The sequence below is a fragment of the Leucobacter chromiisoli genome (genome assembly GCF_016522505.1).
In the GTDB taxonomy this organism is placed as follows: domain Bacteria; phylum Actinomycetota; class Actinomycetes; order Actinomycetales; family Microbacteriaceae; genus Leucobacter; species Leucobacter chromiisoli.
In genome coordinates, this window is the sequence record NZ_JAEHOH010000036.1 from 1 (window position 1) to 1,350 (window position 1,350).

Consider the following 1,350-nt stretch of genomic DNA (forward strand, 5'->3'; position numbering starts at 1 on the left):
GGGTGTGTCCGATTAACGGTGGATCTGGCCGAGCGCATCGTTAGTTGATTCGGCCTTCGAAGGCTATCGCGAACGCGTTCAGCGCCGGCTTCCACCTCGTCGCCCAGCGTGCCCGACCGCGCCCGGTCGGGTCAAGCGAGCGCGTCACGAGGTAGAGGCACTTCAGCGCCGCGGCGTCATTGGGGAAGTGCCCGCGGGCGCGGACCGCGCGCCGGTAGCGGGCGTTGAGCGACTCGATCGCGTTCGTCGAGCAGATGATCCGGCGGATCTCGACGTCCCAGTCCAGGAACGGGACGAACTCGCTCCACGCGTTCTGCCAGAGCTTCGTGATCGCGGGATACTGCTGCCCCCACTTCGCGTCGAACTCGCGGAACCGTTCGGCTGCGGCCGCTTCGGTGGGCGCGGTGTAAACGGGGCGAAGGTCCTTGCCCATCTCTTCCCAGTAGTGCCGCGATGCGAACCGGAACGTGTTGCGGATCAGATGGATGATGCAGGTCTGCACCGTCGCGAGCGGCCACGCCGTGTTGATCGACTCCGGGAGTCCCTTGAGGCCGTCGCAGACGACGATGCAGACATCCTCGGCGCCACGGTTCTTGATCTCGGTGAGCACCCCGAGCCAGAACTTCGCGCCTTCACCACCATCGCCGGCCCAGATCCCGAGGATGTCCCTCTCACCGTTCACCGTGACGCCGACCGCGATATAGAACGGCTTGTTCCGCACCTGCCCGTCACGGACCTTCACCACCAAGGCGTCGACGAACACCACCGGGTAGACACGATCCAGCGGACGGTTCTGCCAATCGGTCATCTCCTCGATCACCTTGTCCGTGATCCTCGAGATCGTGTCCTTCGACACCTGAGCGCCATAGACATCGTCGAAGTGCGCGGCGACCTCGCCGGTGGTCAGCCCGCGCGCGGTGAGCGAGAGCACAATCTCATCGACACCGGTCAACCGTCGCTGCCGCTTCTTGACGATACTCGGTTCGAACGACCCGTCCCGATCCCGCGGCACCTCGATCTGAACAGGCCCGACCTCGGTCAGCACGGTCTTCGACCTCGATCCGTTGCGCGCGTTCTCGCTCGCTGAGACGGCGTGCTTCTCGTAACCGAGGTGCTCGGTCATCTCTGCCTCGAGCGCCGTCTCGAGGACTCGCTTCGTGAGCCCGTTCAACAAGCCGTCCGGCCCGACGAGGTCAACGCCCTGTTCCTTCGCTTGCTTCAGCAACTGCTCCGCGAGCTGCTGCTCATCCAAGATCTCTCCCGTCACAGGATCGATCATCTCGATGACATCGGTCATCGCCCTTCCTTTCGGTCAGGCCCGACCAGATCCACCGTTAATCAGACAGTCCC

1 protein-coding gene is annotated in these 1,350 nt (G+C 64.0%); it reads right to left on the reverse strand.

Annotation, left to right across the window (positions count from 1 at the left end; translation table 11 throughout):
• Window positions 1-40: 40 nt before the first annotated feature.
• Entirely contained in the window at window positions 41-1,279 is a 1,239-nt protein-coding gene (locus JD276_RS15670; RefSeq protein WP_200116595.1) for an IS256 family transposase, read from the reverse strand.
• Between the last annotated feature and the right edge of the window lie 71 nt (window positions 1,280-1,350).

What these genes read in the sequence shown, in the direction of transcription:
- JD276_RS15670 (WP_200116595.1), bottom strand. Translation starts at nt 1,279, where the DNA reads ATGATCGATCCTGTGACGGGAGAGATCTTGGATGAGCAGCAGCTCGCG.